This is a genomic window from Paenalcaligenes suwonensis (genome assembly GCF_011290505.1).
GTDB lineage: Bacteria > Pseudomonadota > Gammaproteobacteria > Burkholderiales > Burkholderiaceae_B > Paenalcaligenes > Paenalcaligenes suwonensis.
Map to the genome: position 1 here is coordinate 290,158 of NZ_JAANPV010000002.1, position 24,161 is coordinate 314,318.

Sequence of the window (24,161 nt, forward strand, 5' to 3'; positions counted from 1 at the left end):
CGGATTGAGCAACTGGCCTACATTGATACACCAGAATAGGCAAATAACCTAGAGCCACTGGCTCAACGATTTACAGTGCCATTTCCCAAGTACCTGATATTTCTACCTATGCGCTGTCAGCCTTACAACGCTGCTTTTATCAATTCTGCCAACTGTGCAAAAGCCGGACGAATATCATTTTCATTTTCTACTGCTGCGTAACCAAAAAGCAAGCCTGGTGATTTACGTTCACCACTGTAATACCGCGTTAAGGGTCGTACCCAAATACCCGCTTCGTGTGCCGCCTTGGTAATGGCTTCGTCGTCTGTACCTTCTGGTAAGTGCATCACCAAATGCAAACCAGCCTCTTGGTTAGACAACGGCCACTGTGGGCCGAAATGCTCACTTATGGCATCCCGTAATAAGGTTTGGCGTCGTGCATACACGGCTTTCATCTTACGTATATGCGCCGCGTAATGCCCTTCTGCGATGAAGTCAGCCAATACGGCTTGCTCCATTAACCGGCCTTCACGGTACAGCTCAGACAGCGCTACTGACGCCGCACGCGCGATGGCTTTGGGCAACACCATAAAGCCCATACGCATGCTGGGGAACAGCGTTTTTGAGAAAGTCCCTAGATAGATCACGCGATCGTAACTGTCCAAGCCTTGTAGTGATGCAATAGGACGCCCACCAAAGCGGAACTCACTGTCGTAATCATCTTCGATAATCCACGCACCACACTGATTGGCATATTCCAACAACATACGTCGCCTAGCCAAGCTCATCACTGTTCCCAATGGATACTGGTGCGAGGGGGTTACAAAAATAAACTTAGGCACGTCTTGCTGCATTTGTTCGGGCGTAGGGCTCATCCCTTCTTCATCGACGTTAATAGAACGTAGATGAATGCCTGCCGACGTCAACACGGTACTTGCCCCCCAATAACCGGGGTTTTCCATCCATGCCAAACATTCTTTATCACCCAACAATTTAGCAATCAAGTCCAATGACTGGTGAATACCTGAAGTAATCACCACCTGTTCGGGATCACATTGCACCGAACGCGCCAAGCGCAAATGCTCACTCAGTGCACGGCGCAATGGCTTGTAACCCGCACCATGAGCATAGGTCATTAACGAAGGAATGGGCTCTCGCCAGTAACGGCGTTGTAAACGCATCCACACTTTGCTGGGGAATAAGGTCACATCGGGCACGCCGGGGATAAATGGTCCCCATTGATGTCTAGAAGCTTGCGCCGAACTTACCAAGGCCGCACCACGATCGGACAAGAGCCCATCACCCGTGACTGGTTGCACAAGCTCAGCATCTAAAGGCATCACCTGCCCTACCATCACCGGCACCGTATCGGACACAAACGTACCACTGCCCGTTATGGTGATGACATAGCCTTCAGCATTTAACTGTTCGTACGCCGCAATAATGGTATTGCGGGACAAGCCCATATCACGAGCCAACACGCGGCTAGCGGGCAACTTTGTACCTGCCCGCAAATCACCCTGCAAAATTAACGCACTGAATGCCTCATAGACCTGACGTGATAACGGCTTCCCGTTATCACGCTCTATGCGTTGTAAAAGCAACTCATGCAATACGCTTGCGATCATTTTTCTGTCTCATCACACATACGCTTTTGGGGCAGGCACTGACTATGGAAAACCCCGTACACCTTTTTTGGTGATTTTCCATTAAACTGGTCTTGTGGCCTGACCACCTGAATACTAAACCCAAACACCTTATTAGGAAATACGCGTTCTGTAACAGGCACGTTTTCGCTAAATGGTTGAAGGTTATAAAAATCATACCACCCAAATGGCCCCATGACTGAATGCAAAATGCTTTTTTCTTCAGCACCATGACCATCATGTAGAAGTGATTACCTACCAAAGGAAAGTCTATGACCCAGCAACGACCAGCAGCTCGCCCTACCGTACAAATAGACAACGACTTTACGCGTGTCACCGAATGGTACTTTGAACCCGGCGCCGAAACGGGCTGGCACGGCCACGACATGGACTATGTAGTCGTACCAATGACTACCGGCACACTGCAGCTAGAACTGCCTGATGGCTCGCAACACAGCAATATGCTGACGCAAGGCCACAGTTACTGCCGGCAAGCCGGTGTGAAACACAATGTTATTAATCCCGGTCCTGAGCCTTTTGTGTTCGTGGAAATCGAATTCAAACGGTAGGACTCATCGCTTTTTTTTGCAGCAAGGAAAATCTCATGACCGACATCACCTCCCTTAACATCAACGGCGAACGCTTATGGCAATCGTTGATGGAACTGGCCAAAATTGGTGCCACACCCAAAGGCGGTAACTGCCGTTTGGCGTTGACAGCACTGGATGGTCAGGCCCGCGACATGGTTTGCGGCTGGATGCGTGAGGCGGGGATGACCATTACCGTCGACCAAGTAGGTAACATTTTTGGTCGACGCCCTGGCCGTAACCCAAGCCTCCCTCCCGTTGCTACCGGTAGCCACATTGATACCCAGCCCACTGGCGGTAAGTTTGACGGTTGTTTCGGTGTAATGGCCGGCTTGGAAGTTATGCGTACCTTGCACGACAACAACATTGAAACTGAAGCACCGATGGAATTGATCATCTGGACCAACGAAGAAGGCACACGCTTCGTACCAGTGATGATGGGTTCCGGCGCTTTCTGCGAAGTATTCCCTATTGAAACAGCACTGGATGCTGTGGATCTGGACGGTAAATCCGTACGCGAAGAACTGAAAAACATTGGTTACGACGGCGACTACCCCGTTCCTGGCCATGCCTTTGGCAGCTACATCGAAGCTCACATCGAACAAGGCCCCGTACTGGAAGCCAACGACAACGTGATCGGTGTGGTCACTGGCTCTCTGGGTCTACGTTGGTACGACGTAGCGGTAACCGGTATGGAAGCGCATGCTGGCCCTACCCCCATGGAACTGCGTAAAGACGCCCTGTACTCGGCCTCTTACATTGTGCAAGGCGTGATTGATATCGCCCGCGAATACGCACCACAAGGTCGTGGCACCGTTGGCGTGTTGGATGTATACCCATCTTCCCGTAACGTTATTCCTGGCAAAGTCAGCTTCAGCGTTGACCTGCGCCACGAAGACAGCGCGCTGCTGGACGAAATGGAAGCACGTTTCCGCAAACTGTGCGCCGACGTAGCTCAGGGTGAGCACACAGGCTACACCACCGACATCGCTATTACGGATATTCAGCAATTCCCACCAACCCCCTTTGCACCACACCTGATCGACAGCGTGCGCGCGCAAGCCGAGGCTCGTGGTTATGCTCACCAAGATATCGTGACTGGCGCAGGCCACGATGCGGTGTTTGTAGCAAGCAAGCACCCCACATCCATGATCTTTATTCCTTGCAAAGACGGGATCAGCCACAACGAGATTGAAGACGCCAAACCTGAACACGTAGCCATTGGTGCCAACGTGTTGCTGGGCGCGATGCTGGAGCAGGCTAAAGTCTGCTAATTATTCGGGCTGCCCACACGGCAGCCCTTTTTGCTCTACGGAAGTTATACATGACTACACCCCTCACCCTGCAGGACTGGGAACAACGGGCAGCCCAGTTGGCATTCCGCAGCCAAGCCATCATTGATGGCAAAGCCTACCAAGGCAATGGCGACGTTCTGGACATTGTTAACCCTGCTACCGGCCAAGTGTTGGCTCAAGTTGCCTCCTGCAACGAAGCGGATATTGATGTAGCCGTTCAATCCGCACGCCGCGCCTTCAAATCGGGCGTGTGGCGCAATATGCCTCGCGTACAACGCAAGTTAATCTTGCAACGCTTGGCCGAATTGATTCGTGAAAACATGGACGATATTGCCTTGTTGGAAACGCTGAACATGGGTAAGCCCATCAGCGAAACCACACAGTTTGATATCCCTGAATCTGCCACTGCGTATGCATGGTACGGCGAACTCATCGACAAACAATACGATGAAATCGCCCCTACCGATAACAATGCATTGGCCACCATCACACGTCACGCCTTGGGCGTAGTAGCGGCTGTGGTGCCATGGAACTTCCCACTGATGATGTCATCGTGGAAAGTAGCTCCTGCACTGGCGGCTGGTAACAGCGTGATTTTGAAACCTGCTGACGCCACACCACTGACAGCCATCCGCTTGGGCGAATTGGCACTAGAAGCGGGTTTGCCTCCAGGCGTATTGAACATTGTGCCCGGCACTGGCCCGGTTGCGGGTCAAGCACTGGGCTTACACCCTGACGTAGACTGCCTGACCTTCACCGGCTCTACCATGACCGGTAAGCGCTTTATGCAATACTCCGGCCAATCCAACCTGAAACAAATCTGGCTGGAGTGTGGTGGCAAATCCCCCCACATTGTCTTTGATGACTGTCCAGACTTGGATAAAGCGGCCTTGATGGCTGCCGTGGGCATTTTCAACAACCAAGGCGAAGTGTGTATTGCAGGTTCACGTTTATACGTGCAGCGTGGCATCTACGAAAGCTTTAAAGAAAAGCTGATCGCTCACGCCAAAACCATGCAGCCGGGCAATCCCTTGGACCCCAAAACGGCCATGGGTGCGATGGTAACGCAACAGCACATGGGCACCGTGATGAGTTACATCGCGTCGGGCTGCGAACAAGCCACACTGCTCACAGGCGGCCAGCAAGTTCGCACCGAAACTGGCGGCTACTACATTGAGCCCACCATTTTCGAGGTTCCTTCACAAGAAGTACGCATTATTCGTGAAGAGATCTTCGGCCCCGTGTTAGCCGTTACTGTGTTTGACACTGAAGAAGAAGTACTGCACATGGCTAACGACCACGAGTTTGGTCTAGGCGCCGGCTTGTGGACCAGCAACATTAGCCGTGCACACCGCATGGGACGTGAGTTGGAAGCAGGCCTAGTTTGGGTGAACTGCTACTTCAACGGCAACATTGCTATGCCTTTTGGCGGTGTGAAACAGTCCGGCTTTGGTCGCGACAAGTCCATACACGCCATCGACAAATACACCAGCTTGAAATCCACCTGGATTGACCTGACCGTATAAGTCTACACATGCTTTTGTGCAGCTAGCCTGCACGAAAGCATGCCCCTCTAAGGCCTATTCAGAGCCTGTACTGCACGCCACACACCTCGCTGCACCTTCCCCCCTTCATTACTCTGCGCTACCCCACTAGGCACTGTTGCGCTTACGTACGTGCGCGGCAAAGAAAAAGCCCGAATCTGCTTTCACAGACTCGGGCTATTCCTAGGTGCTCAACAGCTTTTAGCCGTAGTGTGGCAAGGTTCGTCGCTCTGCGGCGACTGGCTGCACCTTATGCTACAGACTCGGGCAATGCCAAAGCCTGATCTGTTACGATCTGCAGAAGTGCAGGTCGTTTTTCTTCCAGAATCGCTTTGAAAGCTGCTTCTACAGCCGCTTCAATTTGCGTATCGTCAGTGATACGAGCGCCGTATGCACCGAAGGCTTGCGCCAACAATTCGCAGTTAGGATTCTTCAATTGTGTACCCGACACACGGCCTGGGTAATGTTGTTCTTGGTGCAAACGGATGGTGCCGTACTCTTGGTTATCCATCATCACCACCAAAATAGGCGCACCGTAGGTCACCGCTGTAGACAACTCAGCTTCGTTCATGAAGAACTCGCCGTCACCCGCAATCACTACCGACACACGCTCTGGTGATTGCAGCGACGCCACAATACCGGCTGGTACGCTGTAGCCCATCGCACCATTACGGGCGCTCAATTGGCTAGGGAACACATTGGTAGGCAAGTAACGTTGTGCCCAGATGCAGTGGTTACCTGCACCAAAGCTGTATACCGCGTCTTCTGGCAAACGTTTCACAATGGCTTCCATCAAGGCAGTCATGTGAGCAGTACCGGGAGCAGTACGTGGCAGCTCGGCTGGGAAACGGGAGTATTCACGCTGCACAGAATGGCAACGATCAAACCACGCTTGGCGTTGTTCTGCGCCGGGTAATTCCACTGCTTCTACCGTACGAGCAAACACTTTAGGGTTTGCCAAGATATGGTGAGTCATGGAACCGCTGCGACCGCGCAAGCTAGTGTCCAAATTCACTTGGTACGTAATGGCAGATGTATCTTGGCGCAGTGTGTAGCCATCGGTAGAAACGTCACCGGGAACTACACCAACGGCTACCAGCACATCGGATTCTGCGTACAACGCGGCAGTCGCGTCGTCGCGACCGTAGCCCAAGTAACCGGCATGCGCTGGAGAGTTAAAAGGAATACGATCTGCAGCACGCCAGTCGTGCAGCACAGGAATACGGTTTTGCTCAGCAAAATGTGTCAATTGACGGGATGCTTCGCTATCCCAGTTCTGACCACCCACAAACAACAACGGTTTTTTAGCGGATGCCAACGCTGCTGTCAGTGCTGCCAACTCATCTTGACCTACAGCACCTTGTGCTACGGGCAACACAGGCTGCAACTCACGGGTAAATTCTTCACGGATGATGTCTTCAGGCAAACCAACTACCACTGGACCGGGACGACCTTCCATGGCAGCAAAGAATGCCTCAGCCACAACTTCAGACGCACGTTCTGCACTATCCAATACAAACACGCGTTTGCACTGTGTACCGAACCACGCTTTAGGATCAAATTCTTGGAAAGACTCGCGCTCGCGGTCTGCCACGGGAATCAAGCCCACGAACAATACCATTGGCACGCCATCTTGCCAGGCGGTGTGAATACCGGTGAATGCCTGAGCGGCACCAGGACCACGTGTAACCATGGCTACACCAGGTCTACCAGTGAATTTACCGTAGGCATCAGCCATGTAAGCCGCAGCAGCTTCGTGACGGCACACCACACTCTGGATGTTGGTGTCGTACAGACCATCCAGCACGGCCAGGTAGCTTTCGCCTGGCACTACAAAAACCCTATCAACTCCGTGAAGGGCCAAGCTCTCAGCGATAGCTCTACCAGCGTGTAGTTTATTGCTCATTTCCATTCCCTATAACGATGATGGCTACCACTGTTCATCCGGTATGCCATTCCATATTCTTACAAGCGGCCTAGTGGCCTGACCACCTAAATTACAATCATAGCAGGTTTGTTTGCTTCAACGTATAAAAAAGCCAGACAATTCTGCTGAAACCCCTGCATAGCGGGGCTTGCGCAGCTTGCACCCACGCACTAGGTGACTACAAGCTGCTGTTTACACTGCCTTAGAGGTCAGGCCAGTTAGGCGCCTCTAGTATCCTGCTCGTATGCTGCAAACAACGCTGCACGTTTGACAACGCGTCTAGCGGTGGCAGCAACTGGACCATCCACCCATTCTGCATCAGGTGTAGACGCATCTTGGCTTGCGGCTTTTGCGAGCAACGCTTCCGCTGCTGCTACATCAGCCATAGAGGGTGAAAAGTACTCGTGTACTACTGGTGTTTGACGTGCATTGACTACACACTTCGCTTGCAAGCCCACGCTGCGCGCCCACGCAAGGTCTGCTTTGAAAGCGTCTTCATGTTTGAAGTTAAAGGGGCAATCAATGGCCAACACACCTGCTGCACGGCATTCGATCACAAAGCGTTGACGAATGGCGTACAACGCAGTGCCTGTTGCACTACGCTCTAACCACAGGTCAGCACTTAAATCTTCTGCTGCCAACAAACATGCTGACACACGCGGTGACGCACGCAATACTGCTGTGCAGTTCACCAACGCCAAGGCCGATTCCAACGTAGGGATGATTTCAGTTTGACCTGCTGTCAGGCCACACTTCTCTTCCCACTGGCTAATCGCTGCATCCAATACTGCGATTTGTTCGGCATGCTCAGAGTGCGGCAACAAAATAGCGTGTGGTGCTGCAGCCATAATGCCGGCCAAGTCTTCGTGCCCGTCTTCTTCCAACTTATTAATACGCACTGCGGCAACCTTGCCCGCCGCTTTACAAGCGACGAACAAGTCGTGCAGACGTTGGCGTGCTACTGGTCTATCTTCTGGCAGAGTGAACTCTTCCAGATCCGCCACCACCACATCTGCCATACCTTCTACAGCAGCTTGGTGGGCAGCTTGGTCCATACCCGGCACAAACTGCCAAGAACGACGCAATGCTGGCGGACGACGTAACAATGAGAACGCTTGTGTCATGCTTAGTCTCCTACGCTACGGTGTTCGGCAAGAACATCACGATGGATGGTACGAACATCAACAGCAACAAGACTGACAACATAGCTAACACCATCCACGAAAGCGGACGCAGCGTTTGCACCATGCGAATACCACCGATACGACACGCGGCAAGCAAGTCCACACCCAGCGGTGGCGTGTTCGCACCAATCGCCAAGTTAACCACCAGCAAGATACCGAAGTGCACAGGGTCAATACCAAAATGGTGAATCGCAGGCATTACAACTGGAGCCACGATAATGATCAGCGCGATCGCTTCCATGAACGTACCCAACACCAGCAGTACAGCCATGATCAACAACATGACTCCGTATTTGCTATCGGTGAAGTTCACCAAAAACTGAGCCAAGCTGTGTGGCAATTGTTCGGCAATCAGAATCCATGCAAACAACGCTGCAGCACCGATGATCAGCAAGATAGACGCACTGATTTCGGCGGTGACTTTCAGGTCATTCCACAGTTTTTTGAAAGACAGAGAACGGTACCAGAAAGCACCAATCAACAACGCGTACACAATGGCGCTAGAGGCTGCCTCAGTAGCGGTAAAGATACCGAACCGAATACCACCAATAATCAGCACAGGCACCATCAGCGCAGGCAAGGCATCAAAGAACGATGCACGCAGTTCTTTAGCGTTGAAAGGTTGGCCACCACTCCAGCCGTGTTTGCGAGACATCCACACCGCTACCACGATCAAAGACAAGCCCAGCAGCAGGCCAGGAATAATACCGGCCATGAACAATTTGCCAACGGATGTATCGGTAATTGTGCCGTACACAATCAACACAATACTTGGCGGGATAATGGTGGAGCTTGCCCCAGCACACCCAACTAGCGCTGCACTAAAGCCTCGGTCGTAACCACGCTGTGCCATGGTTGGCAACATCAAGCTACCAATAGCTACTACGTCAGCCACGCCAGAACCAGACAGCGCACCAAACATCATACAAGCCAGAACTGCTACGATCGCCAGACCACCTGGTACGTCACCCACGATAGCCGCACACAAGCGCACGATACGCTGCGTCAGACCAGCACTGTTCATCAACTGCGCCGCCAACACAAACAGCGGAATGGCGAGCAATGTAAAACTATCTAAACCGGATACGAACTGTTGGGCGGCAACCATCGTAGGCGCGGCATCAAACAACAGCAAATAGGCTACAGAAGCCAGTACCAAACCGAAGGCCACGGGCACATCGATTAGTAGGGTGACTGCAAAAATCCCAAGAAGCGCTAAAGCACCTAACGACATGATCAGCTCTCCTTCGCTTCATCCGAAACCAGCCCGAACAATTGTCCCAGCTGAACGATCACCATGGCAGCACATGCCACGGGTAATGCTAAATAGACAAACCCAGCGTCCACGCCAATAGCGGGTAAGGGTTGTCCCATTGTTAATTCACTCAATTCCCAGCCGGCGTAACCCAATACAGCCAAACCAAAAATCATGGACACATCACCTACTTTGCGCACAAAGTTTTGCAACGCGCCAGGAGGCAAGATGGTGGACAGCAAGCCTGCTGTCAGATGAGAACGACGGTAGGTACACGCCACGCCGCCTAAGAAAGCACTCCATACCAAGATGAAGCGAGGCAGCTCTTCTGCCCAGTGGGGTGTTTGGTGCCAGAAGAAACGTTGCACCACCACATAACTGATTAATACCGCCATCAGGGCTGCCCCAAGCGCCGCCAAAAACAGGCAGGCTTGGGACAAACCGGCGATTAGTCGCCGAATAACCATTATTTAGTTCTCCTGACGGTATTGCTGCAAAGTATCCATCAGGTCTTGACCAAATACTTTCTCGTACTCAGCCCATACTGGCTGTACCGCTTCCATGAATGGAGCTGGATCAACCGTATTAACCTTCATACCTTTTTCTTCTAGCAGACGAACGTACTCTTGCTCACCTTCCTGAACCATTTCGCGCTGTTTATCACGCCATGTGGCGGCAGCTTCCAGAATGATGGCTTTGTCTTCGTCAGAGATTTTCTTCCAAACTGGTTTGGAGATGATCAAACTAGCAGGACCCCAAACGTGGCCTGTCAGTGATGCGTACTGCTGAACGTCAAAGAAAGACGATGTGTAGATGATGGACAGAGGGTTCTCTTGTGCATCAAACACTTTTTGCTGCAATGCGGAGTACAACTCACCAAACGCCAAAGGAGCTGGGTTTGCGCCTAGAGCCGTAAAGGTGTCCAAACGCATTTTGTCTGGTGTAACACGTGTTTTCAGACCAGTCATATCAGCAGGTGTGTTAATAGGACCGCGGTTGTTCGTCATGTGACGGAAACCGTTTTCCCACCAGGACACGATGACCAAGTTGCGTTTGTCGGCCAATTCAGCCAATTTTTCGCCCAGTTCACCGTCGTACGCGTTGTACGCTTGCTGAACGTTAGCCCATGTGTAAGGCAGTTCTACGATACCGAATTTGGCATCAATAGGTTGCAGGGAACCGCTACCAATAATCGCTGCGCCTTGGCTACCAATTTGCAGACCTTCCAGCATGGTTTTTTCGTTGCCAAGCTGACCACTAGGATAGGTCACGAAATTGATTCGGCCATCTGTGCGCTCTTTAACTTCTTGTGCAAAACCATCTGCAGCTACGCCCCAGCTATGATTGGGTGCCAACACGTGGCCCAATTTAATATCCAATGCGTGTGCTGGAGCCATCGCCAACAGCGAGGCACCTGTCATGACTAAACCGAATAAGGATTTCTTCAGTCTCATTCCCTTCTCCTAAGAACAGCCTAAATAAGGCGGCTAACCTATACCTTCATTTCCAAAATCGACGCGTAAACGCGCCAAGATGCTAACCAAATGGTCATGCATCGCAGATCGAGCTCGCACCTTATCGCGAGACTTGATGGCATCCAAAATACGGCCATGTTCCACTTGGGCTTTTTCCCAAACGTTGGCGTCTACAAAATGTTTTTCCATGCGCGAGAACATGGGGCTGTGCAAGGCCAGCTCCCATACATGCGCGATCGTGGCTGCCAAGGCGCTGTTGCCACAGGCTGCAGCAATGGCCATATGAAAAGCCCTGTCTTCGCGCGCGGGGGTAGAGCTACCTTCCATGCTTTCGTATGCAGCCTGAATGGCTTGCAATTGTTCTTCTGTGGCGAGCGCAGCAGCCAATTCGGCACTTTCCGGCTCTAGCAACAACCGAGTTTCCAGCAAACCAAAGGGGCCAAAATCGTTGTCTACTTGCGCGGGCTGGCTTATGTCAGTGTTTTGGTTCAAGCCACGTTGTTGGTCGCTGATCACAAACACACCGGTTCCTACACGTACTGCTACGTAACCTTCCAACTCCAACGCAATCAGCGCTTCGCGTATAGACGCGCGGCTAACTTGCAGTTGCTCTGCCAACTCGCGTTCAGACGGCAGCCTGCTTCCCACAGAGAACTCTCCCTGCTGGATTTTCGAGGCGATTTGATCGGCGATAACCCGATACAAACGCGGCACTGCGACGGCTTCAAAAACGCTCATGATTGTTCCACACTATTTTGGCCTAGTGGTCAGGCCACTAAGCTACCTGATACCACGGCAATTAATCAAGAAAAAAAAACCAAACCTAGGGTTAACCATCAGTACTTAATGGCCCCTTCACCTCACTCTGAGTCAGAATCATAACGAAAAAAGCAGAATCTCCGCAGATTTGACTGCAATACGTCTGCAAACCGCACAAAAAAACCCCACAACAGATGTCGTGGGGCAACCTAACTACGGACTAAAAGGCTGAAACTGGTCAGGCCAGAGAGATGGCTAGATCAACATACCGCCATCAATGGCATATACAGAACCTGTGGTGTAGCGCGCGCCGGCCAAATACACCACCAAATCGGCTATTTCGTCTGGCGTACCTAAACGCCCCATAGGCTGACGAGCCACAAAGGCTTTCATGGCCGCATCATAATCACCCGTAGCAGCCAAACGCTGGTCTAACGACGGGCTTTGCACCGTACCCGGGCAAATCGCATTGCAACGTATGCCTTGGGTTACGAAATCGGCGGCTATGGATTTGGTGAGCCCTATAACCGCTGCTTTAGTGGTTCCATAGGAGCAACGATTAATCACTCCCTTTAATGAACTGACTACCGAGGCCACATTAATGATGCTGCCATCACCACGCTCTAGCATGCCAGGCAGTACAGCTTGCACGGTGCGCAGCATGGACTTCACGTTGAGATCAAACGCCACGTCAAAGTCCTCTTCTGTGGCCTGTAGCACCGTACCGTTTTGCACATAGCCCGCACAGTTAAACAGGATGTCCACTGCCCCTATACCTTTCACTACAGCATCAATTTCGTTTCGGTCACGCACATTCATGCGGTGAATCGTTATAGAGGACTGCTGTGCACGCACTACCTGCAATGCATCTTCATCTATATCGGTGGCATGCACCGTGGCGCCTGCACGCGCCAACGCCAACGCTGACGCTTTACCTATACCGTGTGCCGCTGCCGTCACCAGTACAACTTTTCCTTGTAGACTCATTTTGCACTCCCACAGGTAGCCGATGCGTTACCCACCGGCTACCTAGGATAGATTACTGGTTACGTATGGCGGCCAAAGACTCTTGCACGCGCTGCACTACATCTTCACCAATTTCAGCTTTGTGCTTGTCATACACCACCTGTGATTTCTCCAGCATGCGCTTTTGCTCATCAGGAGTGAGTTCATTCACCAACACGCCAGCATCTTTAATCGTGGCTAAAGACTGAGCCGACAACTCTCGAATGGCTTGACGCTGTACATCGCGTCCCACAATCGCGCACTCACGCAACGCTGCTTGTTCCTCTGGCGAGTACTTATCCAAAATACGTTTAGAGAACAACACCAAGAAAGGGGTGTACGCATGGTTAGTGACTGACACGTACTTTTGCACCTCAAAGAACTTCGAGGTATCAATCGTCACGAAGGGGTTTTCTTGACCATCAATCGCACCCGTTTCCAAGGCCGAAAAAATCTCGCCAAATGCCATCGGCGTTGGGTTAGCCCCTAAGTTATTAAAGGTATCCAAGAAAATATTGTTCTGCATCACACGCAGTTTGATGCCATCAAAGTCTTCCCACTTCTCGATGGGACGCTTAGAGTTACTAAACTGGCGGAAGCCATTTTCCCAGTACGCTAAGTTCACCAACCCCTGCTCGGCCAATTTCTCGTTAATGAAGTCACCGAACGCACCGTCTTGCACTGCGTCCGCTTCTTGATCATTGGCGAACAAGAAAGGCAGGTCAAATACCCCCAGTGCCGGTACCAACCCCACCAAGGGTGATGACGACGTAATCACGGCTTCTTGAGTGCCTGAGCGCAGCGCTTGTGTCGCCTGAATGTCGCCCCCCAATGAACCGCTCCAATAGGCCGTCAATTTCATCTGACCGCCCGACTTTTCTTGCAGGCAGGCATTAAAGGCCTCTACGCCATTACCTACAGGGTGTTCGGCATTCAGCCCGTTAGAAATGCGGATATTACGTTTAGAAAAATCGGCATGTGCAGGCAAGGCCGCGCTCAAACCTATTAGGGCAATCATGCTGCTGAGTACGAGTTTTTTCATGTCTTTGTCTCCTTAGTTCAGAATCTGCCTACCTTCTAGGGCAAGCTTCAATACAGCCACTTCATGGGTACGGTAATGATTTCAGGTACAGCTACGAACAGCATTAACAACAGGAAATAGCCCAATAGGAATGGCCCCACACCCACAATGACCTTCCCTAACGGTACTTTGGCTACGCCACTGACCACGTTCAGCACCACACCTACGGGTGGTGTCAGCAAACTAATGCAGGTGTTCATCACAAACATCACCCCGAAGTACACCGGGTCAATACCGGCCATCTTCACAATAGGCAACAGCACAGGGGTCAGAATCAATAGCGTAGGGGTGAGATCCAATGCCGTACCAATCACAAAGATCAACAGCATCATGATCAGCATCAGCAATTTGGGATGCTCAATAAAAGGCTCTAGGAAACCACCTAGTTCTGCAGGAATATCAGCCGCCGTAATCAACCATGCCGATACCAATGCAGCCGCTACTAAGAACATCACCACCGCCGTGGTTTTAGCCGAGCGCAGCAATACGGTGTAGAGATCACGTAGTCGCAGCTCTTTATACACAAAGGTACCGACTAGCCAGGCATACACGGCAGCAATCACCGCCGCTTCGGTAGGCGTCACCATACCCATGCGTATACCACCCAGCACAATCACGGGCATACCTAAGGCCCACGACGCACGTGCCGTAGCTTGTAAACGCTCTTTGCCGGATCGCTTAGGTAGCGTTTTGCTAGCACTATTGCGCCCCACCACCATCCAAATCACCACTAAGGTCAGTGCCATCAACAAACCCGGCACAATACCCGCCATAAACAAACGTGAGATAGACACGTTGGCCGCCACACCAAAAATGATGAAGGCCATTGAGGGGGGGATCACTGGTGCAATCACACCACCTGCGGCAATCACTCCAGCAGAGCGCGGCACGTTATAGCCCGCTTCACGCATCATGGGCACCAGAATCGCTGCCAAAGCGGCAGAATCTGCAACAGCAGAGCCAGACAAGCTCGCCATAATCACAGCTGCCACAATGGCCACCAACCCTAAGCCACCTTTAATATGCCCCACACATGCCAGAGCAAAATCAATGATGCGGCGTGACAGACCACCCGAGTTCATTAGCTCGCCCGCTAACAAGAAAAAGGGGATGGCAAGCAAGGTAAAGGTATCTGCGCCAGAGATCATGTTTTGTGCCACGATCTGGGCATTAAACATGTCCAATTGCAGCATTAGCATCAGCGAACAGAAGATCAGTGCGAAGGCAACAGGCACGCCTATGGCCATGGCTCCCAATAATGAAGCCACAAAAATCAGTAATGTCATGGTGAGGTTACTCCGCGCTAGCCCCGTGGCCGCCTGCAAAGCGGTCTAATTCTGCGTCACTGACTTTGCCAGTCAGCACCGTTAGCAATCGGAAGCCGGCAATCACAAACACCCCTGCCCCCGTGAACATGCCTATGCCATACACCCACGCCAATGACAGGCCGGTGACTGGAGCATACATGGTGGCATTCACCTCTAATTGCTCCCATGCACCTGCTGCAAAAATGTAGGCACACGCCATAATGATGAGGTTGGTCGCTGCCATGCATAGCAACTGACCTCGACGCGATAGTCTGGACGTCAGGGTTTCAATACCCATATGGCTGTGCTCTTTGAAAGTCAGCACAGCGCCAGTGAAGGTCAGCCAAACGAAGAAGAAACGGGATAACTCTTCTGAAATCATCCACCCGGTATTAAACGCGTAGCGCAGCACCACATTGCCAAATACCATGACCACCATGCCAGCAAGCAAAACGGTCAGCACTAGGCCAAGAAAACGGTAAAACCAATCTATTATCCACTGCATGTACCTTGACTCCTTTGTGTTTATATCGGTGCATCTGCAGCTTCTCCCTACCGTCTTGGCATGAGGAAAACCTACAGCTCGCGCGGCTTATAGAGTGCCGCTTTGTCTTCTGCCTGCAATTTGACACGCTGTGCACCACCCAAAATATGGGCTTCCATTGCTTTACGGGCTCCCTCCACATCCCTTCTAGCAATGGCATCACGCACGGCAACGTGTTCATCAATAGTGATTTTGACTATCTCGTCTCGCTCGTAATAATTGCGTGACGTATTCATGGCTTGATGCATCTTTTCACTGATAAAACCAATAAACAGCGGGAAGTATTCATTACCCGTTGCATTAGCAACCTCTGTGTGAAAATCCAAGTCTGCCACAACGCCATCGTCACTCCACTTATCGGCATGAATCATGCGGTTTAGTGCATCATCTATGCGCGCCATCTCCTCCTCGGTATGGTGCTGTGCAGCTAAACCTGCCGCCTCTACTTCCAGCACACTACGTAACTGGAACAGACTGCGAAATGCCTCAGGTTCATTGAGCGACAAGTCGTCTAAACGTAAAAACTGTCGGCGTTCTGGCTCGGTAATAAACGCCCCTACCCCACGTCTGGTTTCAACTACGCCTTCGTGACGTAACTGTGCAATGGCCTCGCGCACTACTGTGCGGCTCACACCAAAGCTCTCAGACAACTCACTTTCCGTGGGTAATCTGTCCCCCGCTTTCAACTGTCCCTGTACCACTTTGTCGTAGATCTGGCGGGCAATCATCGCTGGCAAACTTTCCACACGCTGGATCTGATCAAAAATAGCCATGACTGACATTTCTCCTTGGGCTGACACTAGCTGAAAATAGCGAGTGTGCCTTGTAAGCGCACATAGCGTCCAGTCAGGACAACAAACAACCGGGATTCATGATGTTTTTTGGGTCTACACACTGCTTGAGTTTGTGCATCAACATTTTCTGTGCCGCATCGGCGTAGTGTTCAAACGTACTTTTCTTTAAACGTCCCACGCCATGCTCGGCACTGAAGCTGCCGTTAAAACCCATTACGCATTCTGTAATAATGTTCCCTCCCGCCTCGATTAAAGCCATACGCTGTTCAGTCGTGTAATCCGCGGGAGGCAATACATTGACGTGTACATTGCCATCACCAATGTGGCCATACCCCACCACTAGCGAGCTAGGGAAAGCCTGCTGTAATTGTTGATGCACTTCTTCAACAAACTCGGCCATTCGTGAAATAGATACCGATACATCAGAACGTAAATGCAACCCACGTAAGGCTTGGGCTTCGTTCACTGCCTCGCGGTAACGCCATAAGGTGGCTGCCTGTGCTTGTGTGTGCGCAATAACGGCGTCTTGTAATAGGCCGTCTTCCATGACGCGCTCTAAAAAGCTTTCCAAAATACCGGCCACATCGACCAACTCAGCCCCCGAGAACTCCACCAGCACATAGGTAGAGTGAGTAAGCGACATGGGCGCTGTGGTGTCTGGCAATGCTTCTTGCGCAAGCGTTAACACGTTTTTCGGCATCAGCTCAAAGGCGGTCATTAAGTCGCCGCAGCGCTTACGCGCTTGCAGATACAGTTGCACCGCATCGTGCACAGAATCTAAGGCCAATAAAGCCGTCACCACATTTTGCGGCAAAGGCGACAAGCGTAAAGATGCGGCGGTCACGATGCCTAATGCCCCTTCCGCACCAATAAATAACTGATTCACATCTACACCACGGTTATCTTTACGCAAGCCCTTAAGGTTATGCAGCACACTGCCATCAGGCAGTACCACCTCTAGCCCCAACACTTGCTCGCGCATCATGCCGTAGCGCAACACATTCACACCACCCGCGTTGGTGCTGATATTGCCGCCTATTTGGCAACTTCCCTCTGCCCCCAAAGACACAGGAAACAAAAACCCTTGTGCAGCGGCGGCATCTTGAACTGTTTGCAAAATGCAGCCCGCTTCTACCGTGATGGCATAGTTGTCGTGGTCCATATCTCTAATGGCATTCATACGCCCTAGCCCCAGCACGATGACACGCGCATCGGCACCCAAAGGCAACGCCCCCAACACTAGCCCTGTATTACCCCCTTGTGGCACCACGGCAATCGCTTGTTGTGCACAGTAACACACCACGCTCTGCACTTGCTCGGTGTTGGCAGGCATCACCACCGCTAACGCAGTGGCTACATGATCACCATGCCAATCACGCAAACACGGCTCTGCGCGTGGATCCTCTCCTGACCACACATACTCGCCCCCCACTAGCTGCCGCAACTGCTCACATACAGTGGCTGCATCGTGACGATCTACGGGGCTTTCAACTGCCGCGGACGAGTAGGAGTGTGCGTTCAATTTTTTTCTTTCCTGTAAGGATGAGGTGTGGTCATTTTGGGATTGACCTGCACTTTTAAACCAGACATCATATTGTCAGACAACTAAACTATAGAAAAAAAACCTGATGACTCTAATCGGGTTTTACCCTAAGAGGAGACAAACAACATGCGTATTGCCATCATTGGTGCCGCTGGCATGATAGGTTTTAAGTTGGCCAACCATTTGCTACAGCACGGTTTAGCAGCCAACTCGCCTATACAGTCTATGCAACTGTATGACGTCTGCCCTACCCTGCCTATGCCGCTGGCGTCAGACCGCTACCAGTATCACTGCATTGATTTCTCTAGCCCTCAGGCAGCAGAAAAAATTGTGCGTGATAGGCCTGATCTAATCATCCATCTGGCGGCTATTGTTTCCGGTGAAGCCGAAAAAGATTTTGACAAAGGCTATGCCATTAACTTGGCTGGTAGCCATCAATTATTTGAGGCTATACGCCATGCACACCAGCACGATGGCTACTACCCTCGCATGGTGTTTGCATCCTCTATTGCGGTAGTGGGTGCTCCCCTACCTTTCCCTATTCCTGATGAGTTTCACCTCACCCCACTCACCAGTTATGGCACACAAAAAGCCATTACCGAACTGCTGTTAGCCGACTATTCCCGTCGTGGTTTTATGGATGGTGTAGGCATACGTTTACCCACTATCTGTGTGCGCCCCGGCAAACCCAATGCGGCAGCATCCGGTTTTTTCTCGTCCATTATCCGTGAGCCATTAAACGGCCAAACAGCCATCTTGCCAGTAGACCCTAGCGTCAGGCACTGGCATGCGTCACCGCGTTCTGCCGTGAATTTCTTCCTGCATGCCGCCACCATGGACACCACACCACTGGGCGCTAGACGCTCACTCTTTATGCCTGGGGTCAGCGTCACCGTAGATGAACAAATTCAAGCACTGCGACGTATTGCAGGTGACGAGGCCACGCGTCTGATCCAGTACCAACCCAATCCAGACATTCAAAAAATGGTCACAGGCTGGGCTCCTGGCTTCGACGCCAAACGGGCACTTGCCTTAGGCTTTAGTGCCGAGCAAAATTTCGATGAGATCATTCAACAATACATTGACGACGAAATGAGGGCCGGAGCATGACCACAACACAACAACCACGCATCGCTTTTTTGGGCACAGGCTTAATGGGCGCACCCATGTGTGCCAATTTACGTAAAAAAGGCTTTGATCTCTGGGTATGGAATCGCAGCCCTGAAAAAGCAGAAGCCTTGGTTCCACTGGGTGCCACGCTTGCGCACAACGCCGCCGAAGCTGTCAGCCACGCCGATGTGGTGTTCACTATGCTCAGCAATGACGAAGCCGTAGAAAGCCTAGTGCTAGATCCTGCCGTGATCGCTGCCGCCAAACCCGGCACGGTCTTTATAGACAGCAGTTCTACGCGCCCTGCTACAGCTAAAAAACTGGCAACAGCCCTAGCGCAGCATCAATTGCAATTTATAGACTGCCCGGTATCGGGTGGAGTAAAAGGCGCACAAGAAGGCACGCTAGCCTTAATGGCTGGTGGCCCTGCACCACTGATTGAATCCCTAGCCCCTGTGTTCGCTGCGTTAGGGCGCTTAACCCGCGTCGGTGATCACGGTGCAGGCCAAGTCGCCAAATTGGCTAACCAACAAATTGTGGCCATCACCATTGGTGCCATTGCCGAAGCCATGACATTAGTGTCACGCTCGGGTGGTTCTGCCGCAGCCTTCCGAGATGCTATTCGTGGTGGTTTTGCAGAAAGCACCATTTTGGCGCTGCACGGCGAACGCATGATCACACGACACTTCGAGCCCGGCGGCCCATGCAAGCACCAATATAAAGACCTGCGCAATATACAGTCGCAAATGGCCTTGCATGACCTGCAACTCCCCCTTACCTCTAGCGTGACCGAACTGTTCGGCACCTTATGCGAAAACGGTGGCGCTGATTTAGACCACAGCGCTTTGCTGCTACAGATTGAGTCTCTGAACCCTAAGGAAGGTTAGCAACCATGACTAGCCCACACACGCCTAAACGCCTACGCTCGCAAGACTGGTTTGATAACCACGAGCATATAGACTTGGCCGCTCTGTATATGGAGCGGTTCATGAATTACGGCATTACCCCAGAAGAGCTACGCTCTGGCAAACCCATTATTGGTATCGCACAAAGTGGTAGCGACCTTACTCCCTGTAACCGTGTACATATAGAGCTAGTGAAACGGGTACGCGATGGGATACGTGATGCAGGGGGTATTCCAATGGAGTTCCCTACTCACCCTATTTTTGAAAACTGTAAGCGCCCCACCGCTGCACTAGATCGTAATTTGGCGTATTTGGGTTTGGTAGAAATCTTGTATGGCTACCCCATTGATGGCGTCGTGCTCACCACAGGCTGCGACAAAACCACGCCCTCTGCATTAATGGCCGCCGCAACGGTTAATATTCCCGCGATTGTGCTGTCCGGCGGCCCCATGCTGGATGGCTGGCACGATGGTAAACGTGTAGGGTCTGGCACGGTCATCTGGCAATCACGGCGTGCCTACGCCGCAGGCGAAATAGACAAAGAAGAATTCTTCCAACGCGCCTTAGACTCTGCCCCCTCGGTAGGGCACTGCAACACCATGGGCACAGCATCTACCATGAATGCCATGGCTGAAGCTTTGGGCATGTCGCTCACCAGTTGCGCCGCCATTCCCGCCGCCTACCGTGAGCGATCCCAGATGGCGTACCGCACAGGCAAACGGGCCGTAGAACTGGTACACGAAGACATACGGCCTTTAGACGTGATGACACGTACTGCGTTCTTAAATGCCATACGAGTGAACACCGCAATCGGTGGCTCCACCAACGCACAACCTCACTTAGTAGCCATGGCGCGCCATGCTGGGGTAGAACTTGCCGACACCGATTGGCAAACCTACGGCTACGACATTCCCTTACTGGCTAACGTGCAACCTGCGGGCGAATACCTCAGTGAAAACTTCCACCGAGCAGGCGGCGTGCCCGCTATCATGTGGGAACTATGGCAAAACGGAAAGCTAGACGAACAGCCCATCAACGTGAATGGCAAACCCCTAAGCGAATCGCTACGTGACCGTGAAAGCACCGATCGCAAAGTGATTTTTCCTTATGCCGCACCACTTAAACACCAAGCCGGGTTTAAAGTGCTCTCGGGCAACTTGTTTGACTTTGCCATCATGAAGACCAGCGTTATTTCAGACGCCTTTGCCCAGCAGTACTTACGAAAACCCGGCCATGAAGGAGTGTTTGAGGCGCGCGCCATCGTATTTGAGGGTTCAGAAGACTACCACCAGCGCATCGATGATCCGGCCCTAAATATTGATGAAAACTGCATACTGGTAATTCGTGGCACCGGCCCTTTAGGCTGGCCTGGCGCTGCCGAAGTGGTCAATATGCAACCGCCTAAAGCCCTACTAAAAAAAGGCATTACTGGTCTACCTACCTTGGGTGATGGTCGACAATCTGGCACCTCAGACAGCCCTTCTATTTTGCATGCTTCTCCAGAAAGCGCTGCCGGTGGCGGTTTATCATGGCTGCAAACCGGCGACATCATACGGGTGGACTTAAATACTGGCCGCTGCGATGCGTTAGTAGAGACCGCAGAAATTGCTCGCCGCAAAGCGCATTTCACCCCTCCTGTCGTCGCTACCGCCACACCATGGCAAAAAATTTATCGTGATGGTGTAGGCCAATTAAATACAGGCGCTGTACTAGAAAGCGCCGTGCCCTTTATCAATGTGAGCCAGACACTACCTAGACACAATCACTAGATAAGGTCTGTACACCACACGATTTCTTTTACATCCCCTTGGTGCACCTAAACGGCAATGCTGTTTAGGTGCTTTTTTTATATGAGGCAGCCAAGTGGTACGGTAATGGTTCTCTATAATCCATCACAAGTGGCTCTTTTGAAAGCACCAGCTAAGACTTAAGCTATACCCTATTCACGATGACATAGAATTTTCTATGGTTACCTGTCAGCAACCTATGTGTTCTGTCGCGTGAACAACAGAATACTTGAATACACGAATTGACCTGGAGTCACCTCATGAGCAACGCAGACCTGAAAAAACGTAAAGATGCCGCCACCCCACGCGGTGTTGGTGTAATGTGCGATTTCTACGCAGACCGCGCCGAAAACGCTGAACTGTGGGATATTGAAGGCAATCGCTACATTGACTTTGCAAGCGGTATCGCGGTGCTGAACACCGGTCACCGTCACCCACGTCTGATGAAAGCCATTGCTGAGCAAATGGACCGTTTCACACACACTTGCTACCAAGTGGTTCCTTACGAAAGCTACGTAGAGCTGGCTGAGAAAGTAAACGAACTGTCCCCAGGCACTGGCCCTAAAAAAACTGCTTTCTTCACCACTGGTGCTGAAGCTGTTGAAAACGCCATCAAAGTAGCACGTGCTTTCACAGGCCGTCCTTCTGTTATCGCTTTCAACTCCGCATTCCACGGCCGTACGCTGCTGGGTATGGCTCTGACTGGTAAAGTAAACCCATACAAACTGGGCTTTGGTCCTTTCCCTGGCGACATCTACCACGCTCTGTACCCTAACGCACAAGCTGGTGTGACCATTGAAGATGCTAAAGAAGCTCTGAAACACCTGTTCTTGGCTGACGTAGATCCTAAACGTGTTGCTGCCATCATTCTGGAACCTGTACAAGGCGAAGGTGGTTTCAACGTATGTCCTCCAGAATTCATGCGTTTCTTGCGTGAAACATGTGACGAACACGGCATCTTGTTGGTTGCTGACGAAGTGCAAACTGGTTTCGGCCGTACAGGCAAACTGTTCGCCATGGAACACTACGATGTACAACCTGACCTGACCACAATGGCTAAAAGCTTGGCCGGTGGTATGCCTCTGTCCGGCCTGAGCGGTCGTGCAGACGTTATGGACGCTGCGGCTCCTGGCGGTCTGGGTGGCACATACGCTGGTAACCCATTAGCTGTTGCATCCGCTTTGGCTGTGATCGACACCATTGAAGAAGAAAACCTGTTGGCACGTGGTGCTGAACTGGGTGATCTGTTGCAAGCACGCCTGAACGACATCGCTAAAGACGTTAAAACCATTTGTGAAGTCCGCGGTTTGGGCGCAATGGTTGCTGTTGAATTCCGCGATCCAGAAACTGGCAAAGCTGCAGCACAACTCGTTAAAGACATTCAAAACCGCGCATTGGCCAACAAACTGATTCTGTTGACATGCGGTATTGAAGGTAACGTTATTCGCTTCCTGTTCCCATTGACCATCACCGATGCAGTAATGGCTGAGGCTCTGGATATTCTGGAAGCGGCTATCCGCGGTTAATAAAACCGCACGACGCAGTTGCGCCTGCGTCAAACCATGACAACATGGTGCTCTTCACCCCCAGTAACGTTCAACGTTACTGGGGCTTTTTTTATCCTGTGGCTATGCCATCCCGTGTAGCAAGCTGCTTTGTTACACTACACTTTTTGCTGCGCTCACTCACAGAGCGGTCAGTACACCATCATCAAGGAGCTTGCATGAACTACGTACAGATACCTACAGGACAGGGCCAAACCATGAAGGCCCTTTATGTTGCTGCCGCTGATAAAAATGCTCCGGGGCTGGTGCTGATTCAAGAGATTTTTGGTATTAACGGCGCCATGCAAAAACTGGCGCAATACTGGGCAGCACAAGGGTTTAACGTTATTTGCCCCGATTTGTTTTGGCGTCAAGAACCCGGTCTAGAACTTAACCCCACCAACCAAACTCAATTCGCCTTGGGTGTAGAGCTGATGCAAAACATGCAAGACAGCGAAACACTGGCCGACTTAGAAGCCACACGCAGCTTTTTAGCTAAGCAAATTGGACATCAAAACATTGCTGCTCAAGGCTACTGCATGGGTGGTAGATTAGTGGTGCTCATGGCGGCCCATAGCCCTATTCGCTGCGCGATTAGCTACTACGGTGTGGGTTTACAAGATCTGTTGCCTACGTTGCCTGCTAAAGCAGCACCCACCTTGCTGCACATTGCCGAGCTAGACCATTACGTCCCTAGCGATGTGCGCAAAGTTATTGAAGCTAATGTAGCAGAACGCGCTGAGTGGGAAGTGGTGCTACATGAGGGTTGCGATCACGCGTTTGCTCGCCCCGGTGGCGTGCACTTTGTAGAAAGTGCTGCCCAACAAGCCAATGCACAATCACTGGCGTTTTTGCAGCGCTTTACGGCTTAAGTAGGCGTACATCGAGTC

General features: G+C 51.6%; 21 protein-coding genes. 8 read left to right on the plus strand and 13 right to left on the minus strand.

The features are described 5' to 3' along the window. Positions 1-122 precede the first annotated feature (122 nt). Positions 123-1,607 carry a MocR-like pyridoxine biosynthesis transcription factor PdxR gene (pdxR, locus tag GY634_RS04575; RefSeq protein WP_166407397.1) on the minus strand — a complete coding sequence of 495 codons (1,485 nt, stop codon included), beginning with the start codon at positions 1,605-1,607 and terminating at the stop codon, positions 123-125. Positions 1,608-1,897: 290 nt separating this feature from the next. Here pdxR and GY634_RS04580 point away from each other — a divergent pair, with 290 nt between their 5' ends. Genes GY634_RS04580 through GY634_RS04590 form a run of 3 tightly spaced genes read left to right on the plus strand, consistent with a single transcriptional unit; the run spans position 1,898 to position 5,033 of the window. Further along, the gene (locus GY634_RS04580; RefSeq protein WP_166407398.1) at positions 1,898-2,194 is read left to right on the plus strand and encodes a cupin domain-containing protein; all 297 of its coding nucleotides are present in this window, start codon (positions 1,898-1,900) and stop codon (positions 2,192-2,194) included. A 35-nt stretch (positions 2,195-2,229) separates the two neighbouring features. Continuing rightward, complete coding sequence (locus GY634_RS04585) at positions 2,230-3,486, plus strand: Zn-dependent hydrolase (RefSeq protein WP_166407399.1); 1,257 nt, start codon at positions 2,230-2,232, stop codon at positions 3,484-3,486. A gap of 50 nt (positions 3,487-3,536) precedes the next feature. Further along, positions 3,537-5,033 carry an aldehyde dehydrogenase gene (locus GY634_RS04590; protein WP_166407400.1) on the plus strand — a complete coding sequence of 499 codons (1,497 nt, stop codon included), beginning with the start codon at positions 3,537-3,539 and terminating at the stop codon, positions 5,031-5,033. 268 nt (positions 5,034-5,301) lie between these two features. Here GY634_RS04590 and GY634_RS04595 read toward each other — a convergent pair whose 3' ends face one another. The 12 genes from GY634_RS04595 to GY634_RS04650 all read right to left on the minus strand — a co-directional run bounded on the left by GY634_RS04595 (position 5,302) and on the right by GY634_RS04650 (position 17,904). Continuing rightward, positions 5,302-6,957, minus strand: coding sequence for a thiamine pyrophosphate-binding protein (locus GY634_RS04595; protein WP_166407401.1), 1,656 nt, complete (start codon positions 6,955-6,957; stop codon positions 5,302-5,304). A gap of 239 nt (positions 6,958-7,196) precedes the next feature. After that, positions 7,197-8,102 carry an HpcH/HpaI aldolase/citrate lyase family protein gene (locus GY634_RS04600; protein WP_242683602.1) on the minus strand — a complete coding sequence of 302 codons (906 nt, stop codon included), beginning with the start codon at positions 8,100-8,102 and terminating at the stop codon, positions 7,197-7,199. Between the two features lie 10 nt (positions 8,103-8,112). Further along, complete coding sequence (locus GY634_RS04605) at positions 8,113-9,396, minus strand: TRAP transporter large permease (RefSeq protein WP_166407402.1); 1,284 nt, start codon at positions 9,394-9,396, stop codon at positions 8,113-8,115. A 2-nt stretch (positions 9,397-9,398) separates the two neighbouring features. Next, on the minus strand, positions 9,399-9,884 hold the full coding sequence (locus GY634_RS04610) for a TRAP transporter small permease (protein ID WP_166407403.1): 486 nt from the start codon (positions 9,882-9,884) through the stop codon (positions 9,399-9,401). A gap of 3 nt (positions 9,885-9,887) precedes the next feature. Continuing rightward, positions 9,888-10,871 carry a TRAP transporter substrate-binding protein gene (locus GY634_RS04615; RefSeq protein ID WP_166407404.1) on the minus strand — a complete coding sequence of 328 codons (984 nt, stop codon included), beginning with the start codon at positions 10,869-10,871 and terminating at the stop codon, positions 9,888-9,890. A 33-nt stretch (positions 10,872-10,904) separates the two neighbouring features. After that, positions 10,905-11,630 (minus strand): FadR/GntR family transcriptional regulator, encoded by a 726-nt coding sequence (locus tag GY634_RS04620; protein WP_166407405.1) that lies wholly within the window; start codon positions 11,628-11,630, stop codon positions 10,905-10,907. Positions 11,631-11,906: 276 nt separating this feature from the next. Further along, complete coding sequence (locus GY634_RS04625; protein ID WP_166407406.1) at positions 11,907-12,638, minus strand: SDR family oxidoreductase; 732 nt, start codon at positions 12,636-12,638, stop codon at positions 11,907-11,909. Positions 12,639-12,690: 52 nt separating this feature from the next. Continuing rightward, complete coding sequence (locus GY634_RS04630; RefSeq protein WP_166407407.1) at positions 12,691-13,698, minus strand: TRAP transporter substrate-binding protein; 1,008 nt, start codon at positions 13,696-13,698, stop codon at positions 12,691-12,693. A gap of 47 nt (positions 13,699-13,745) precedes the next feature. Next, the gene (locus GY634_RS04635; RefSeq protein WP_166407408.1) at positions 13,746-15,023 is read right to left on the minus strand and encodes a TRAP transporter large permease; all 1,278 of its coding nucleotides are present in this window, start codon (positions 15,021-15,023) and stop codon (positions 13,746-13,748) included. Positions 15,024-15,030: 7 nt separating this feature from the next. After that, positions 15,031-15,549: a TRAP transporter small permease gene (locus GY634_RS04640; protein WP_166407409.1), complete on the minus strand. Its 519-nt coding sequence runs from the start codon at positions 15,547-15,549 to the stop codon at positions 15,031-15,033. 71 nt (positions 15,550-15,620) lie between these two features. Further along, entirely contained in the window at positions 15,621-16,361 is a 741-nt protein-coding gene (locus GY634_RS04645) for a FadR/GntR family transcriptional regulator (protein ID WP_207625493.1), read from the minus strand. Positions 16,362-16,434: 73 nt separating this feature from the next. Next, entirely contained in the window at positions 16,435-17,904 is a 1,470-nt protein-coding gene (locus GY634_RS04650) for an FAD-binding oxidoreductase (RefSeq protein ID WP_207625499.1), read from the minus strand. A 147-nt stretch (positions 17,905-18,051) separates the two neighbouring features. Between GY634_RS04650 and denD the strand changes: the two genes are divergently transcribed. The 5 genes from denD (at position 18,052) to GY634_RS04675 (ending at position 24,143) form a co-directional block, all read left to right on the plus strand. Continuing rightward, entirely contained in the window at positions 18,052-19,035 is a 984-nt protein-coding gene (gene denD / locus GY634_RS04655) for a D-erythronate dehydrogenase (protein ID WP_166407410.1), read from the plus strand. Continuing rightward, complete coding sequence (locus GY634_RS04660; RefSeq protein WP_166407411.1) at positions 19,032-19,922, plus strand: NAD(P)-dependent oxidoreductase; 891 nt, start codon at positions 19,032-19,034, stop codon at positions 19,920-19,922. The genes denD and GY634_RS04660 overlap by 4 nt, the downstream gene beginning before the upstream one ends. Before the next feature lie 5 nt (positions 19,923-19,927). Further along, a complete protein-coding gene (locus tag GY634_RS04665) occupies positions 19,928-21,709 on the plus strand; it encodes an IlvD/Edd family dehydratase (protein ID WP_166407412.1) in 1,782 nt (593 codons plus the stop codon). A gap of 278 nt (positions 21,710-21,987) precedes the next feature. Then, positions 21,988-23,253: a 4-aminobutyrate--2-oxoglutarate transaminase gene (gene gabT, locus GY634_RS04670; RefSeq protein WP_166407413.1), complete on the plus strand. Its 1,266-nt coding sequence runs from the start codon at positions 21,988-21,990 to the stop codon at positions 23,251-23,253. A 197-nt stretch (positions 23,254-23,450) separates the two neighbouring features. After that, the gene (locus GY634_RS04675; RefSeq protein WP_166407414.1) at positions 23,451-24,143 is read left to right on the plus strand and encodes a dienelactone hydrolase family protein; all 693 of its coding nucleotides are present in this window, start codon (positions 23,451-23,453) and stop codon (positions 24,141-24,143) included. Positions 24,144-24,161: the final 18 nt, after the last annotated feature.